The organism is Melittangium boletus DSM 14713, from assembly GCF_002305855.1.
In the GTDB taxonomy this organism is placed as follows: domain Bacteria; phylum Myxococcota; class Myxococcia; order Myxococcales; family Myxococcaceae; genus Cystobacter; species Cystobacter boletus.
Window position 1 is genome coordinate 2,361,879 of the sequence record NZ_CP022163.1, and the last position, 15,245, is coordinate 2,377,123.

Below are 15,245 nucleotides of genomic sequence, written 5' to 3' on the forward strand. Positions count from 1 at the left end.
GGGGAGGTGTTGATGCGGAACGAGACCGGGCACCTCCTGGCCCGGCCCGCTTCCGCACGAGGCTTCCGTGACCGCTTCCCCCTCCGCGTCCGCGCAAGACGAGAAGATCAACTGGGTGGCATCCCTTCCGTTCATCGGCGTGCACCTGATGTGTCTCTTCGTGTTCTACACGGGGGTGCGGCCGGTGGATGTGGCGGTGTGCGTGGGCCTGTACGTCTTCCGCATGTGGGGCATCACCGCGGGCTTCCACCGCTATTTCAGCCACCGGGCCTTCAAGGCCGGCCGCGGCTTCCAATTCTTCATGGCGCTCGCGGGCACACTCGCGGTGCAGAAGGGCCCGCTCTGGTGGGCGGCCCACCACCGCCACCACCACCGCTACTCGGACCAGGAGCAGGACATCCACTCGCCCCTGCAGAAGGGCTTCTGGTGGAGCCACGTGTCGTGGATCCTCTGCGACAAGTACGGCGAGACGCGCTACGACAGCATCAAGGACTACGCGCGCTTCCCGGAGCTGGTGTGGCTCAACAAGCTGCACGCGTTGCCCGGCCTGCTGCTCGCCGTGGCGCTCTACTTCCTGGGCGGCTTCTCCATGCTCGTGTGGGGCTTCTTCGTGAGCACCACCCTGCTCTACCACGGCACCTTCACCATCAACTCGCTCAGCCACGTGTTCGGCAAGCGCCGCTACAAGACGACGGACACCAGCCGCAACAACTGGCTGCTCGCGCTCATCACCCTGGGCGAGGGCTGGCACAACAACCACCACTACTACCAGAACACCGCCAACCAGGGCTGGTTCTGGTGGGAAGTGGACCTGAGCTACTACTCGCTCAAGGCGCTGTCCTGGGTGGGGCTGGTGAAGGATCTGCGCACCCCCTCCGAGCAGGTGAAGATGGCCTACCTCAAGTACTCCCCCGAGGAGCGGGCGGCCCTCAACGCGCCCATGCGCACCTCGTGGTTCGCTCCGGTGGCCGCGCGCAAGAAGGCGGCCGAGCAGAAGATGAAGGCCGCCGAGGAGCGGGTGCGCGAGGCCCTGGCCGCCGCGGCCGACAGCCTGCCCTCCTCCGCGCCGACGCCCCAGGCCCTCCTCAAGCGCCAATAAAGGATACGTGCCGTCCAAAGCGGCCGGATTAGAGTGGCGGCACCTCGGGATTCCCGACGTGCCGCCCTTTTTTCGTGAAACCACCCTCCTCGCCCGCGCGTACCGCCGAGACACCGGCCCCCTCCACCTCCGCCGGTGAATCGGACGAGATGCTGATGGAGCGATTCCGCCTGGGTGATGCACGCGCCTTCGATGCCCTCTTCCAGCGCTACGCGCGGCCCATCCACGGCTACCTGATGCGGCTGACGGGCCAGCGCGCCGCGGCCGAGGACCTGTCCCAGCAGACCTTCCTGTCGCTCGTGCAGGCACGTGGGCGTTTCCAACAGGGCTCACGGGTGAAGCCCTGGCTGTACGCCATCGCCACCAACGCGGCGCATGACTGGCGGCGGCGCAAACGCCCCGAGGAACTCACGGACGAGGGAGAATTGCCCACCCAGGTGGCCTCCGAGCAGGGCGGTCCCCGGGACGTGGGCCTCGAGCGCACCGTTCAGCGGGCACTCGCCCAGCTCCCCGAGGGCCAGCGCATCCCCATCGTCCTGCATCGCTTCGAGGGGATGGGGTTCGCGGAGATCGCCGAGTCGATGGGGCTGACGGAGACCGCGGTGAAGGTCCGCGCCCACCGCGGCTACGCACGGTTGCGGGAATTGCTCGCCGCCCTTCAAGAGGAAACGAACGGATGAGCCCCGACTGCCTGCGCGTCCTGGAGTACCTGGAGGCCCCCCTTCCGCCGGAGCTCGCGGCCCACCGGGACACCTGCGCGGAGTGCCAGGCGCTCCTCGCGGGCTTCTCCTCCCTGGATGGCTCCCTCGCCGCCGAGCCTCCGCCCGCCGTCCCCCCCGCCCTGGAGCGGGCCCGGACTCGAGCCCTCGAGGAGCTGGCCGCCCATCCCGTGGCCCGCCCCTGGTGGCACGAGGCGCTGCGCCTGCTCGGCGTGAGCCTCGGGGTGATCGTGCTCGTCGCCCTGGGCTCCTGGTACGCGGGAAGGCTGCTCAACACCGCGCCCCCCGCGGTGATGCTCGGACTGACGGTGCTCGTGCTGCTGGCCATGGGCGCGGGCACCCTCGTGGCGCTCAGCCCCACCCGGAGACTCGGCGCGGCGGGCGTGGCCGTGGCCCTGGGCGCGGCCGGTGTGACCGCCGCCATGCTGCTGGGCGGCTCCGGGGTCAAGGTTCACGGCTTCCTCGAGGGGTGCCTCGGGTGTGTTCGGACGGGCGTGCTGGTGTCGGCCCTGCCCGTCCTCCTGGCCCTGAACGCGCTGCGGCGCCTCGCCTTCCAGACGGTCCGAGCGATGGCCGCGGGACTGTCCGCGGGCGCGGTGGGCCTCGTCCTCGTGCACCTCCGCTGTCCCGAGGGAGGCGTCGCCCACCTGGCGGTCTCCCATGTAGGACCCTGGCTCCTCATGGGAGCGCTGGTCCCCTGGGTGCGCTCCCAGCTGCGGACCCGGGTTCACGCTCCGTAAACACGGGTATTCCCGGTATTGGAGCGTCCCTCGGGGCGGGCAGGGGTCCCTCCAGGGATGCCAGCCAGTGCACGGGCGGCAATCCATGCCACTCAAACAACCTTGAAACCGGCGGGTGTCGGTCGTTTATTAGGGACACCAATGAAGGATGAGCCTCCGCCCGTTTCCCGTTTCGCAGTGCGCGAGCACCTGCGGCGCTTCACCCACGCGTCCCTGCAGGCCTTCAACCGAATCCGCCTGCCCGGCCCCTCCGTGCTCCCCATCGCGGGCGCGGTGGTGGGCCTCTACGCGGGCCTCGCCGCCGGCATCTTCTCCAACCTGATCGGCGTCATTCGCGGTTTCGCCTTCAACGTCGTCTGGTTGATCGACGCGGTGCGCAACCCCGGCTCGCGCATGCTGCTGTCCGCGTGGGACATGCTCATCACCGCGCGCTGGCACCTGGAGTACGCCATCATCGGCGCTCCGCTCGCCATGGGCGCGCTCGTGCTCGCGCGGATCATCGAGCCGGGCGGCCCCCGGGACGAGGTGAAGCGCCGGCTGCGCCTGCTCGCCCTGCTCGTGCTGGGCGCGCTCGCCCTCTACTACCCGCTGGTGGCGCTCACCGCGCTCAACCGTGTCTTCGGCCACGCGCACAACACCACCGAGGTCCTCGCGGAGCTGCCCTGGTGGATCTTCCTGCTCATGCCGTCGCTGGGCGGACTGGTGGTGGGCCGGCTCCTGCGGGACTACCCGGACACCCACGGCCACGGCCTGCCCGAGGTCATCAAGGCGGTGAAGAGCAACCAGGAGCTGCCCGGCGGCTTCGGCCTGCTCAAGCTGGTGGCCAGCGCCATCACCATCGGCAGCGGCGGCTCGGCGGGACGCGAGGGCCCCATCGTCTATGGCGGTGCCGCCTTCGCCTCCACGGTGGGCCGCACCCTGGGCTTCTCCCGCCGGGAGCTCGCCATCCTGCTCGCGTGCGGCGCGGGCGCGGGCATCGCCGCGTCCTTCAACGCCCCCATCGCCGGCGCCGTGTTCGCGATGGAAATCATCCTGCGCGAGTTCGAGCTGCGCGTCTTCTCCCCCATCATCCTCGCCAGCGTGGCGGGGACGCTGGTGGGCCGCGGCACCGTGGGCACCGAGTCGATGATCAACCGCCTGGGCTACCAGATGGTGAGTGGGTGGGAGGTCATCTGCTACGTGGTGCTCGGGCTGTTGTGCGGCCTGCTCGCCTACGCCTTCGTGCGCCTGCTGCACCACTCGGAGGATTTCTTCGGCGGGCGCGGGGAGGGCAAGCTCTCGACGTGGCTCGGCCAGCGCACGCTGTCGACGCGCGCGGGCATCGGCGGCCTGTGCGCGGGCGTGCTCGCCATGCTCAGCCCCACCGTGTGGGGCAGCGGGCACGACTACATCAACCTGGCGGCCATCGGCCACCTGAGCCTCATCTTCCTCGTCACCGCGTTCGTGGTGAAGCTCGTGGCCACCGCCATCACCCTGGGCTCGGGTGGCTCGGGCGGCACCTTCTTCCCGTCCGCGTTGATGGGGGCCATGCTCGGCGGCGCCTTCGGCACGATCGTCCACTACCTGTTTCCCGCCAGCACCGGGCCCAGCGGCGCCTACGCCATCGTGGGCATGGGCGGCGCCATGGCGGCGCTCACCCGCGGGCCGCTCACGGGCATGATGATGCTCTACGAGCTGAGCGGCAATCACGCCATCATCCTGCCGCTCATGGTGACGTGCACCATCGCCTCGGCGCTCTGCCACTACCTCATCGAGCGCAAGGCGCCCAAGCAGAAGACGGACGCGGAGCTGCTGTCCACCACGCCGGTGAGCGCGCTCATGCGCGAGCTGGCTCCCGTGCCCGCCAGCATGCACCTGCGCCCCCTGATGGATCAGGTCATCACCACCGAGAGCGGGACGCTGCCGGTGCTCGATGGCAACGGCCGGCTCTACGGCATCGTCGAGGTGGACCAGTTCCGGGAGATCTGGCGCGACGAGGGGCTCTACCCCGTGCTCGTCGCCAGCGACGTGGCGCGCAAGGTGCCCCTGCTGTCGCCCGACACGGATCTGGCGCACGCGCTGCTCCTGATGGACCAGGAGGACGTGGACGCGCTGCCCGTGCAGGGGACGCCGGGCAGCCAGACCTGCGGGCTGCTCACGCGCGCACGCGTGCGGCGCTTCCTCAACTCGTACCACGCCGGCAAGCAGCTCATCGCCCACCCCGTGGCCCCCACGGAAGTCACCAACTGAGGCACGACACTTCCACCCGGTGACGCGGAAGCGGGTAGCGTGCCGTTCATGCAATGGACCGCGAGGGATCCCGCCCCCCTGCTCGAGAACGCTCCTCCGCGAGGTCGGGCGATGGCCGAGGCGGCCCTCGTGCTCGTCACCGTGTTCGTCCCGGCCAACCTCGCGGCCCTGGGACGCACGCCGCTCGCCGTCGTCACGGTCCTGCTCGCGCTCTGGGGCGTCGCGCTCCTGCGGCCCTGGACGGAGTGGCGCGCGGGCCAGTGGGGACGCGCCGTGGCCCAGGTGCTCCTCTATCTGCTCGCGCTCGGAGCCTCGACGGGAAGCAGCTGGTTCATGGAGCCCTCCCAGCTCCCCGCCCGCCTCGGGGTGACGCACGCGCGGGCCACCCCCGCCGGAGCGCGCATCACCGCCGTGACCCCGGGTCAGCCCGCCGACGGGCGTCTGGAGGTGGGCGACAGGATCCTCTCCCTGGACGGCGCGCCGCTGTCCTCCACGAATCCCGAAGAAGATCTCCGCACCCGCGTGCGGGAAGCCGGGGGCGGCGCCAGCACCGACCTGCGCTTCACCCTGGAGCGCGCGGGCGAGGTGCGCGAGGTGACGGTCCCGGTCGGACCCGCGCGCAACGCCCGGCTCTTCCAGCCCGGGGCGATGACCTGGCTGTGCCTGCGGGCGCTCGGCATGAGCCTGCTCGTGGCGCTGCTGCTGTGGCGGAACGGGCAGGGCCTGGCCCAGGTGGGGCTCGGGCGCGAAGGGCTCGGGAAGGAGCTGCTGCTCGGCCTGCCCGCCATCCCCGCCACCTACGCCGTCCACATCGCCGCCTCCCTGCCCCTGGCCGCCATCGCCGCGCTCTTCAAACTGGCCGGGAAGGAAACCCTCGCGCGCAAGGAGGTCGCCACCGCGCTGGTGGACATGGGCCTGAGCGTGCCCGTGTTCGCCGCCGCCATGGTGCTCGTCACCGGCTTCGAGGAGCTGGCCTTCCGCGGCTTCCTCGTGCCCCGGCTGCGCGTGGTGCTCGACAACTGGTACGCGGCGGTGCTCGTCTCCGCGGCGCTCTTCGGCCTGGGACACGTCTACGAGGGCACCCTCGCGGTCTTCCAGACGGCCGCGCTCGGGGCCTGGTTCGGCTTCGTCTTCCTCTACCGCACCCGCCTGCCCTCGGTGATGGTGGCCCACGCGGCCTTCAACACCCTCAACTTCGCCCTCATGCTCTGGCTCCAGCGCTCGGGCCTCCTCGAGAAGCTCACGAGCCAGCTCACCCCCCAGTAATCCCCGCCCATGCTCCAGCACCTGTCGCGCCTGTCGCGCCACACGCCGCCTGTCACGATGGACACCGTCGCCCGGGAGGACTTCTCGGACACGCTCCTCCAGGAGCTGCACGCATTCGCCAACGGCCTCATGGCCGAGGAGCTGGAACACTTCCGCGTGCACGCCCTATCCAATGACCTGGTGCACGTCTTCCGCCGGAGGGACGGCACGGGCGGCATCGTCGGCTTCCAGTTCTGGAAGGCCGGGACGCTCTCGGGCATGCCCCGGAGCCGCGTCATCATCGGCGGCAAGCTGCGGATCCACCCCGCGTTCCGCCAGCGCGGCCTGCACCTGCTCTCCGGGCTGACCGTCTTCCTCCAGGACAAGCTCCAGCACCCCACGAGCCGCCATTACCGGATGTCCATCGCCAGTCCGTTCGGCTTCGTGTCCATCACCGAGGCCCTGTCCTGGTATCGTCCCTTCGAGCCCCGCCCCCGGACCCGCGAGGAGCACGCCCTGAAGGACGCGTTCCTCTCCCTGGCCCGGGAGAGCCACTTCGAGGTCGACGAGGCGAGCGGCCTCTTCAACGTCCACATCCACATGACGCCCGAAACGCTCGGGCGCTATCCGCCGGAGTACTTCCAGCGGCCCGCCGCCCGGGCCTATGCCGCCCTCAACCCGGACTTCCGCACCAACGGCCACTACGTGGGCTTCTGGTTCCGCTTCACGCCCGACAACCTGGCCTCCCTCACGCGCGCCACCGTGCGCAGACTGCTGGGGCGGCGCGCGCGAGGCGGCTGACTCAGGGCGACACGTAGCGCCCGAGGAAGAGCACGTTCTTCGTGGCCACGTGCTCGATGAGGAAGAGGAAGGGCCGATCCACGAGGAACGTCTGGGGCATGGACGGCGGCCCGGCCCCCACCTCGGTGGCGGCGGCGGCCTCGGTGCCCTCTTCATTCACGGACACGAAGGACTTGTGACTGACGGACGTGATGCTCAGCGCCGGGCTGCGCACCAGGCCCGTGAAGTTCGCGTACGGCGAGAACGCGTCCTCCATGCCCAGCGACGTCAACGAGGGAATGAGGGGCAGCGCCGACTCCACCTGGAAGCGCGGCAGGCGGATGTCCAGGTAGCGGCCCTGGAGCTGCGTGCGAATGCCCTCCAGGAAGGCCGAGGACAGCCGCGACTCCACCTCCGCGAACCGCCCCGCCGCCGGGAGGATGATCACCATGCGGAAGTCCCCGCCCACGTAGGGCATGGCGATCGACTCGAAGCCGTCTCCCGCCATGTACGCGCCCGAGGCCCCGCGCATCATCGGCACCGGGCTGAGGGTCCCATCGAGGGCACGGAATGACTCGTCCCGGGTGGCGCTCTTGCGGAAGGGCTGGGCCCACGCGCCCTTGAAGTAGAGCGCGTTGACGAGCATCAGCCGCGTGTTGGGCGTCACCGCCGAGGTCGAGAGCAGTTCCTTGATGCGGCCCTCCGTCTGCTCCTCCACCCAGAGGTTGATGCGATCGCGCAGGGTGGGCGCCTCGGTGGTGAAGTCCACCACCCGCATGCCCGCGCCATACTGACGGGCGAGCACGTCCAGGAAGGCGGGCTCGAACGCGAGCCCCTTCTGGCCCCAGGAGCCGTTCACCACGCGGAACGTGGGCGGGGTGCTCCCCGGCGGCACCGTCCCCGTGCGCACCTGGAGCGCCAAGTCCAACGCGTTCATGGTGGGATGCAGCCGCTCCTGGGACAGCGGGAAGCGCAGCACCTGGGCCATCTGGGACTCGGTGGTGCCCCGGGCGCCCACGTACACCATGGACAGGGCCTGGGAGATGCTGAACGGCGAGAAGAAGAGGTTCTGTCCCGGCTTGCTGATCCGGTGGAGCGTCGCGGCGAAGTCGGTGTTCGCCGCGACGAGCGACGCCATCTCCCCCGCCGTGGCCCCGGGCGCCAACACGCGCGCCTCCGACGAGGCGACGGACTCGCCCGGCGCCGCCGCCAAGACGGGCGGCTGGGGCGAGCACAAACAGTTGATGGCCTGTTCGGGGTCCTCGCCCACGGAGTCGGGCGGGTCGGGCAAACAGCCTGAGAGCAGCAGCGCGGCGGTGCACCAAGGGATGATTCCACGGCGGGATGAAGCCATTGTCGTCCTCCTCGAAAACCTGATTCGCGCCGCGAACAAGCAAGAGGCATGCACGTCCGGGCGCACAGCAACTTCAATGACTTGCACACTTCGCATGGGAACAGTGCCTCGGAATTCCGAGGGTTCCCTCTTTCCACTACTTAGGAAAACGAGATAGAGCGGTATTCATGGCCCTTCCCTTCCCAACGATGCTCTCCGGCTTCGCCCCTCGGTCCATCTCCCTCGCCGCGCTGACGCTCGCCTCGGCCCTCACCGTGTCCTGTGGCCCGGCCGCCAGCGTGGAGGCAGCGGACACCCCGCCCCTGGAAAGCACCTCGCGGGCGGCCACCACCGAGCTGATCCTCAACGGGAACTTCAACTCGGGCACCACCTCCTGGTGGAACGGCGCCAACACCCAGTCGCGCGTCGAGAACGGCCAGTGGCGGCTCGACGTCCCCAACGGCACCGCCAACGCCTGGGACGCGATCGCCGGACAGAGTGGAATCCCGCTGGCGAGCGGTCAGGCCTACACCCTGTCCTTCACCGTCTCGGCCTCGGAGAGCGTGAGCATCCGCACCACGGTGCAACTGGAGAGCGCTCCCTTCACGGCCACCCTGGACAAACAGGTCGCCGTCAACGGTACCGCGCGCCGCTACTCGTTCCCCTTCACCTCGTCCGTGAGCTCCGCCCAGGGACAGGTGACCTTCCAGATCGGCGGCCGAGGCGCCCTCACCGTCCGGCTCGATGACATCTCGCTCACGCGCGAGGGAGGAAGCACGGGCTCGGGGCCCATCGCGATGACCAACGGCTTCTACGTGGACCCGAACTCCAACCCCGCCGTCTGGGCGCGCAACAACGGCGGTGACGGGCGCGCGGCCCGCATCCAGTCCGACATCGCGAGCAAGCCCATGGCCCGCTGGTTCGGCAACTGGAACTCGGACATCACCTCCGCGGTGTCCAGCTACGTCGGCGCGGCCGCCGCGGCCAACAAGCTGCCCGTGCTCGTGGCCTACAACATCCCCGGCCGCGACTGCGGCAGCCACTCGGGCGGCGGCGCGGGCACCCCCGACGCCTACCGCGCGTGGTTCTCCGCCTTCGTCTCGGGCCTCGGCAACCGCCCCGCCATCGTGCTCATCGAGCCGGACGCGCTCGCCCAGCTCGACTGCATGCCCAGCGATTGGGACCGGCAGAACCGGTTGGACCTGCTGCGCTACGCCACCGAGCAGCTTCGCGACCGCGCACCCAACACCTGGGCCTACATGGACGGAGGCAACGCGCGGTGGATCGCCCCCGACACCATGGCGCAGCGGCTGCAATCGGCCGGGACGGGCAACATCCGCGGCTTCGTGGCCAACATCTCCAACTTCTACCCCACGGCCGAGACCGTCACCTATGGCAACGCGGTCAACGCCGCCCTGTCCAGCCGCTACGGCTACACCAAGGCCTTCGTGGTGGACACCAGCCGCAACGGCAACGGCTCCAACGGCGAGTGGTGCAACCCCGGCGGCCGCAAGCTCGGCACCCCGTCCCAGGCGGGTGGCGGCGCGGAGATGCTGGTGTGGGTGAAGACCCCCGGCGACTCGGATGGCCAGTGCGGCATCGCCCCGGGCGTCCCCGCGGGCCAGTTCGATCCGGAGATCGCCTGGCGGCTCATCCACGGCACCTGAGCTTCCCCATGAACTCGATCCATCCCATTTCCCTGACACTCGCCACGGTCCTGTCGCTGGCGTGTGGCCCGGCCGCGTCCGAGGCAACGAAGGATGAGCCCTCCCTGGAAAGCACCTCCCAGGCGGCCACCATCAATCTCGTCTCCAACGGCGCCTTCAGCGCGAGCACCACCTCCTGGTGGAACGGCGCCAACACCCAGTCTCGCGTCGAGAACGGCCAGTGGCGGCTCGATGTCTCCAGCGGCACCACCAACGTCTGGGATGCCGTCGTGGGCCAGAGCGGGCGGCCCCTGGTGAATGGTCAAGCCTACACGCTGTCCTTCACCATCAAGGCCTCGGCGAGCGCGAACATCCGCGCCACCGTGAAGATGGAAACCGCGCCCTACACCACGCCGTTGGACAGGCCGATCGCGGTCGATGGCACCTCGCGCCGCTATTCCATCCCCTTCACCTCGTCCATGACGACCAGCCTGGGTCAGGTGACCTTCCAGCTCGGGGGCCATGGCGCCCTCACCGTGTGGCTCGACGACGTCTCACTCACGCGCACGGACAACGGCACGGGTCCCATCGCCCAGACCCAGGGCTTCTACGTGGACCCCAACTCCAACGCCGCCATCTGGGCGCGCAACAACGGCGGTGACGGGCGCGCGGCCCGCATCCAGTCCGACATCGCGAGCAAGCCCATGGCCCGCTGGTTCGGCAACTGGAACTCGAACATCGCCTCCGCGGTGTCCAGTTACGTGAGCGCGGCCGCCGCGGCCAACAAGCTGCCCGTGCTCGTGGCCTACAACATCCCCGGCCGCGACTGCGGCAGCCACTCGGGCGGCGGCGCGGGCACCCCCGATGCCTACCGGGCTTGGTTCTATGACTTCGTCTCGGGCCTCGGCAACCGCCCCGCCATCGTGCTCATCGAACCGGATGCGCTCGCCCAGCTCGACTGCATGCCCAGCGACGCGGACCGGCGGACCCGGCTGGAACTGCTGCGTTACGCCACCGAGCAACTTCGCGACCGCGCACCCAACACCTGGGCCTATATGGATGGCGGCAACGCGCGGTGGATCGCCCCGGACACCATGGCGCAGCGGCTCCAGTCGGTCGGCACGGGCAACATCCGCGGCTTCGTGGCCAACATCTCCAACTTCTACCCCACCGCCGAAACCGTCACCTACGGCAACGCGGTCAACGCCGCCCTGTCCAGCCGCTACGGCTACACGAAGGCCTTCGTGGTGGACACCAGCCGCAATGGCAACGGCACCAATGGCGAGTGGTGCAACCCGGGCGGCCGCAAGCTCGGCACCCCGTCCCAGGCGGGTGGCGGCGCGGAGATGCTCGTGTGGGTGAAGGCGCCCGGCAACTCGGATGGCCAGTGCGGCATCGCCCCGAGCGTCCCCGCGGGCCAGTTCGATCCGGAGATCGCCTGGCGGCTCATCCACGGCACCTGAGCCGGCTCAGAACGGGGCGGGCCGCGCGAAGGACACGCGCTCGCCCGTCTGGGGGTGCGTGAACGTCAGCGCCTCCGCGTGCAGGAAGAGGCGCGCGTCCTCGTGGCCATAGAGGCGGTCTCCGACGATGGGCGCCCCGAGCCCCAGCGGGTGCGCCGCGTGGACGCGCAACTGGTGCGTCCTGCCCGTGAGCGGGAAGAAGGCCACGCGGGTGCGAGTCCCCCGCCGTTCGAGCACCCGCCAGCGGGTGGTGGCGGCCTTGCCGTGCACGGGATCGTGGATCTGCCGAGGCCTGTCACTCAGGTCCACGCGCATGGGGAAGTCGATGACCCCTTCGTCTGCCTGAACGGTGCCCTCCACCCACGCCACGTAGCGCTTGTGGACGTCGCGGTGGAGGAACTGCCGTTGCAGGGCCGCGTGCGTGCGCGAGTCGAGCGCCGCGACGAGCAACCCCGAGGTATCCAGGTCGAGCCGGTGCACGAGCAGCGGCCCGGTCGCGTTGGGATAACGGGCGCGCAGCCGGGAGAGGATCGAATCCGCCCCCGCCGCCTCGTCCTTGCCGGGGACGGAGAGCAAGCCCCCGGGCTTGTCGATCACCACGAGCCAGGGGTCCTCGTGGACGATGGACAGCTCGCCGGGAGCACGAGCCGGTGGGGAGAAAACCCGGGGAGGCGAGACCGGAAGACCGTCCAGCATGAAGGGCAAGAGGGGCCCACACTTGTCCCGGCAAGCGGCATAGAAGGCGCCGGTGATGCGTCCGCCGGAAGAGGGAGGCGCCCCCCACCAGAACTCGGCGAGCGCCACGGGTTGAAGACCCTGTGCGAAGGCCTGGGCGAGCAGCTTGGGCCCGGCGCAATCAGCGGCACCGGACGGTGGCTCTCGCGGGACATAGAGGGAGCGGAGGGGACGGAACTCTCCGCGTGCGTTGGGGACGTCGTAGGTGTCATGGAGGCGCCGCATGAGCGCGCGGCTGAACATGTGCCGCAGACGATCGAGCGCGCGTCCCCGGCGCTCCAGCCGCGCGAGCTTCGGCGCGAGGGCCTGACGCTCGGCCTCCCAGGCCGCGTCGCTCCGGCGCTTCTCGGCCTTGTCCCCCCGGCTGCGCTGGTCGAGTTCATGGAGGGCCGCGCGCCGCCCCTCCTCGGACAGAGAGGAGACCATGAGTTCCGCCCGCCGCGACTGGCGCTCGCGCCGGTTCGCCTCGTGACGGAGACGCAGCGCCTCGCGCTCTCCCGCATGACGTGAAGCCTGTTCCGCGAGGGCAGTGCGCAGGGCGGCAAGTTCGGATGAAGATTGGAACACCTCGGCGCGGGCGATGAGGGCCTTCACCTCGGCCTCGCCAGGAGACTCGATGAGGGCACGGGCCTCGGCGTCGAAGAGGGGCGGGACGAAGCCCGGCAGGAGCCACCTGCCCGCGAGCATGCCGGAGAAGGCGCGCAAGAAGCCGAGGCAGCCCCCGGGCTCGCGCACGACGAGCACCCCGAACATCTTGCCGCCCTCGGGACCGTCGAGCGTGGAGGAGGGAAGGCCCGGGGCGAGGAAGCCGGCGCGAAGCTCCGCCTGCAACAGCTCGGCGGCCCGACGCGCCAGGGCATGGGGGCCGAGTTCATCGAAGGGGCTGGGGAAGACCCCCGGCAGTTCCCGAGGGTCCGGCTGTGGCTCGAAGAGGGTCAACCCGGTCAGCACCCGCTCCCGGTAGCATGAAATCGACCCTTCGACCGCTACCGGTGAGCCCAGGCGATGCCGCACACACCTACATCCAACCCCTTCCTAATGCTGGTGCTCGTCGTCTGCGCCTGCGCGACCCCGCATGGGGAGGACACGGAATGGGTGACAGGAAGAACCTGCACCAGTCCTGCGGAGCAGCTTGCGCCACCCCGATCAACCCGAGCACCGGAGAGTTCCTCGTACCAGCGGCAACACGAGCGACGCAGGTGATTGAGCACACCCGCCGGGTGACCGAGGCGATACAGGGAGCCCTCACCGTCGCCAGGTTCCTCGATGAGGCACAGAAGCAGACCGTCGAAGAGATTCTCAAGGACCGCACCCGGGAGGCGAACCGCACGGTGGACGAACAACTCTTTGGCAAAGGCCGCTCCCTGCCTGACTCGGAGTGTGAAAAGGCACCCGTCGTCCAGGAGAAGCAGGGGCCTACCTGGAGAAGACATCTTGGGAAGATAAAACACACGGCGGCCTTCAATTGCATCCAAACACGACTTTCCCAAAAATTCCCCAACAACTTCACCATTGAGCCGCGCTACAGAAAAGGTAACCGTTCACCGACTCAGGCTGAGGCCGAGAGTTGGACCGAGGCATGAAGGGGCAACAACGAGGGAGTCGAAAGGCCCCGTCGATGTGCGTGGAGGGTGTCCGTCAGGAAGTCCAGCACGCCTCGCCGTTGCAACTTGAGGGTGGTAACGGTCGTGAGGATTCGTTCCACGAAGAGGCTGCCTTCGGGGCCTTGCGTGCCAAAGGATGTCTTCCTGTACATGACCGCGTGACGCAGGCACCTCTCGGCGAAGTTGTTTGTCGGCTCCACCTCCGGTATGTCGACAAATGTCCACAGGCACTTCTCCCACCGGAGGATTTCCCGTGCCATGCCGGCTGTTTTCTTCTGCGCGCACACCGCGGCCCGGCGCAGCAGTCGGCCCACTTCGCGCTCCACCTCGGGCATCCTCTTCTCGAAGTCCTCCCGTGCCAGCGTGCCATCGCGCACCCAGTGGTACCAGGTGAAGAAGCGCTCGACTTGCCGCATCAACGCCTCGCCAAGCGGCCCTCCCTCGCCGCCCCGCTCGATGAAGCCCTGGAAGTCGCGCAGCAGGTGGGCCCAGCACAACTGCCTCAGGCCCGGGTCATACCATGCGTACGCGCTCCACCTGTCACTGCCCAGGATGCCCGCGAAGTCTTCTCCCAGCAGCGCACGCGCTACCTTGGCCCCGCGACTCCGAGCGATGTGAAAGACAGCCACCAACGCCGTGGCCACCAGCCACAGCCAGGCACGTTGGCCTCGGCCTTCCCGCCGCCCCTCCACCCACCCCGTCTCGTCCGCGTGCACCCTGTCGGCGGCCTTCACGTACTCGCCAGCCTCGCGCACCGCCGGGGCGAGCGCCTCGGCCATTTGCCCTTCCAGATTCACCACACTGCCCACTGACAGCCGCACCCCCACCATGTCCGACAGCGCGTCCTTCACCAGTCGTTTGGACAGCCGGTACTTGCCCACCAGCAGACTGGCGAGCGCGCCCAACCTATCTCCGAAGGCACTGCTGGCGTACCCGGGCACTTCCTCTCGTGTCACCGTGCCGCACGCGCCGCATTCCAGCGCATGGCTGCGATACTCCGTGACAACGGCCGACAGCGGCGGCACCTCCACCACCTGATGGCGGCGCGGCTCCACGTCTCTTCCCTCCAGCCGACGCCCACAGTCCTTGCACTCCTTGGGCACCAACTCGACGACGTGCCGCACCTCTTCGGGCGGCAGCAGCTCGCGCTCATGCTTCTTGTGTCCGGGCTGGCCCCCAGGACTTCGGCCCGTTGGCTTCTTCGGCTGGCGCCGGGCTCCAGGGCCGTCCGAGGAAGGCGGCTTGGAGGAGTTACTCGAGTTCTGGCTCAGGCGCGCCTCCAACTCCGCCACACGCGCAGTGAGTGCTTCCACCTTCGCCATCAACTCCGCTATCCGCGCGTCTCGCGCGGCCACCATCGCTTCCAGTTCCGCAATCCGCGCGGCTCGGGAATCCACTTCCGCCATGTCTCTGCTACACCACGTCTCCCGTCCCCTCGTCCAGCACTACTTCTCCCGTTACCTCCTTCCTGCCTCCTCCTCAACCGAGCCGGGGCGGTGAACGGTTACCAGAAAAGAAGCAATCACGCAGGAACTCATTCCCGTGTGGTTATGAAGTGGGAAATCCATGGTCGGAGCAGACACTCGCCCAGATAAGCGCCTATGCCAAGCTTGGAGGTCAATGCCCACCGTCGCTCATCACTCCCCAGCTTG

12 protein-coding genes are annotated in these 15,245 nt (G+C 69.1%); 9 read left to right on the forward strand and 3 right to left on the reverse strand.

Translation table 11 applies throughout. From position 1 onward, the window contains the following. The first annotated feature begins 67 nt into the window (after positions 1-67). The 6 genes from MEBOL_RS09825 to MEBOL_RS09850 all read left to right on the forward strand — a co-directional run bounded on the left by MEBOL_RS09825 (position 68) and on the right by MEBOL_RS09850 (position 6,833). Entirely contained in the window at positions 68-1,099 is a 1,032-nt protein-coding gene (locus MEBOL_RS09825; protein ID WP_095977172.1) for an acyl-CoA desaturase, read from the forward strand. A gap of 155 nt (positions 1,100-1,254) precedes the next feature. Continuing rightward, a complete protein-coding gene (locus MEBOL_RS09830) occupies positions 1,255-1,779 on the forward strand; it encodes an RNA polymerase sigma factor (RefSeq protein WP_095977173.1) in 525 nt (174 codons plus the stop codon). Beyond that, positions 1,776-2,558, forward strand: coding sequence for a DUF1109 family protein (locus MEBOL_RS09835; protein WP_095977174.1), 783 nt, complete (start codon positions 1,776-1,778; stop codon positions 2,556-2,558). The genes MEBOL_RS09830 and MEBOL_RS09835 overlap by 4 nt, the downstream gene beginning before the upstream one ends. Before the next feature lie 141 nt (positions 2,559-2,699). Next, positions 2,700-4,787 carry a chloride channel protein gene (locus tag MEBOL_RS09840; RefSeq protein ID WP_179956403.1) on the forward strand — a complete coding sequence of 696 codons (2,088 nt, stop codon included), beginning with the start codon at positions 2,700-2,702 and terminating at the stop codon, positions 4,785-4,787. 48 nt (positions 4,788-4,835) lie between these two features. After that, on the forward strand, positions 4,836-6,053 hold the full coding sequence (locus MEBOL_RS09845) for a CPBP family glutamic-type intramembrane protease (protein WP_095982685.1): 1,218 nt from the start codon (positions 4,836-4,838) through the stop codon (positions 6,051-6,053). Positions 6,054-6,062: 9 nt separating this feature from the next. Further along, entirely contained in the window at positions 6,063-6,833 is a 771-nt protein-coding gene (locus tag MEBOL_RS09850; RefSeq protein WP_245919614.1) for a hypothetical protein, read from the forward strand. Position 6,834: 1 nt separating this feature from the next. Here MEBOL_RS09850 and MEBOL_RS09855 read toward each other — a convergent pair whose 3' ends face one another. Continuing rightward, complete coding sequence (locus tag MEBOL_RS09855; RefSeq protein WP_095977175.1) at positions 6,835-8,166, reverse strand: serpin family protein; 1,332 nt, start codon at positions 8,164-8,166, stop codon at positions 6,835-6,837. A gap of 167 nt (positions 8,167-8,333) precedes the next feature. Here MEBOL_RS09855 and MEBOL_RS09860 point away from each other — a divergent pair, with 167 nt between their 5' ends. Both MEBOL_RS09860 and MEBOL_RS09865 read left to right on the forward strand, forming a co-directional pair. After that, complete coding sequence (locus tag MEBOL_RS09860) at positions 8,334-9,812, forward strand: glycoside hydrolase family 6 protein (protein WP_245919615.1); 1,479 nt, start codon at positions 8,334-8,336, stop codon at positions 9,810-9,812. A gap of 8 nt (positions 9,813-9,820) precedes the next feature. Continuing rightward, entirely contained in the window at positions 9,821-11,254 is a 1,434-nt protein-coding gene (locus MEBOL_RS09865; protein ID WP_095977177.1) for a glycoside hydrolase family 6 protein, read from the forward strand. A 6-nt stretch (positions 11,255-11,260) separates the two neighbouring features. Here the strand turns inward: MEBOL_RS09865 and MEBOL_RS09870 are convergent, their stop codons facing one another. Beyond that, a complete protein-coding gene (locus tag MEBOL_RS09870) occupies positions 11,261-12,940 on the reverse strand; it encodes an RluA family pseudouridine synthase (RefSeq protein WP_095977178.1) in 1,680 nt (559 codons plus the stop codon). Between the two features lie 140 nt (positions 12,941-13,080). On the opposite strand from MEBOL_RS09870, the gene MEBOL_RS09875 reads away from it, so the two are divergent. After that, the gene (locus tag MEBOL_RS09875; protein WP_157774846.1) at positions 13,081-13,572 is read left to right on the forward strand and encodes a hypothetical protein; all 492 of its coding nucleotides are present in this window, start codon (positions 13,081-13,083) and stop codon (positions 13,570-13,572) included. Here the strand turns inward: MEBOL_RS09875 and tnpC are convergent. After that, positions 13,539-14,999, reverse strand: a complete 1,461-nt coding sequence (gene tnpC / locus MEBOL_RS09880; protein WP_095977180.1) for an IS66 family transposase — start codon at positions 14,997-14,999, stop codon at positions 13,539-13,541. The two genes, MEBOL_RS09875 and tnpC, sit on opposite strands and share 34 nt — an antisense overlap. Positions 15,000-15,245 lie beyond the last annotated feature (246 nt).